Source organism: Corallococcus sp. AB049A (assembly GCF_003668885.1).
Classification (GTDB): Bacteria; Myxococcota; Myxococcia; order Myxococcales; family Myxococcaceae; genus Corallococcus; species Corallococcus interemptor.
In genome coordinates, this window is sequence record NZ_RAWL01000823.1 from 1 (window position 1) to 1,037 (window position 1,037).

2 protein-coding genes are annotated in these 1,037 nt (G+C 69.5%); both read left to right on the plus strand.

The features are described from left to right. A partial coding sequence (locus tag D7X55_RS39660) for a hypothetical protein (protein WP_158626496.1) occupies positions 1 to 267 on the plus strand: 267 nt, incomplete at its 5' end. A 354-nt stretch (positions 268 to 621) separates the two neighbouring features. Further along, positions 622 to 1,037, plus strand: a 416-nt coding sequence (locus D7X55_RS39665) for a CBS domain-containing protein (RefSeq protein WP_147470433.1), incomplete at its 3' end; no start/stop codon positions are given.

Here is a 1,037-nt window from a genome sequence, read left to right on the forward strand (position 1 = left end):
ATAAGAGACAGGTTTCTGGGGCTCCCGCTCATCACCAGCGTGCAATCGCTCGACCTCGACTTCGACGACTTCGATGACGACGACGGCGAGTCGGATCCCAACCTCGAGTCGCGTCTGGGCGCCTTCCCGGAGGTCTGGGCCGGCGTGGAGTGGCATCCCAATCGCTTGTTCTCGCTCAACCTGGGAGTGGCCTACACCTACGTGCGGATCCTCGGCACGAACGTTCACCTGCTGCATGAACGGGTGGGCGTGAGGTTCTCCCTCTAAGGCTCCAACCGGGAACATGCTGTCGCCCTCATGGGTTGTCACCGAGGATCGGCAGGTCCGCACGCTTCCGGGCGCTGCTGACGGCCTCACCACCCCACGGGAGCTTTGACGTGCGCACGTGCCCAACCCTCGCTTCGTTCAGCATCCGATTGAACGGGCAGGGGCCGCGTGTGCCTCGCTCCCTGTCGCACAGGGCCGCCGCCTGGCTTGGGACGCTGGCCGTCGCGTCGCGCTAGCCGAGCGCCGCTGACGGCCAGACCCGCCTGACAGCCCATCCTCCCGCGTGCACGGTCCGCCGCACAGGCCCGGGCCTGCCCGCGTCACGTCTTCACCCTCTCTCCACGGGAGTCTTCCATGCCTACGTTCGTTCGCGAGTTCATGCTCGGCGGCATCGCCGTGCTCGACCCCTGGACGCCGCTGCGCGAGGCGGCGGCACGCATGGCCCGCTCGGGCCACGGCTTCATCGTCATCGCGGACGCGAAGCGGATCCGCGGACTGGTGACGCTGCGCCGGCTCATCCTGGGCGCCGAGCTCGCGGCCCAGGGATACCCTCTCCATGGCATCGGGGACCTGGCCAGCAGCCACTTCATCCTCTCACGCGAGGACGAGCCCCTCGCGCGGCTTGCTCCGCGCATGGCTCGCGCCGGCGTCCGGCGCGCCGTGGTGGTGGGCGAGGACGGGCAGGTCTCCGGCGTCATCACGACCCTGGAGCTCGCGCGCGCGGAGCGGCGCCGGCAGCGACGCCTCCAGGCCGTGGACCTCTCCTCCGA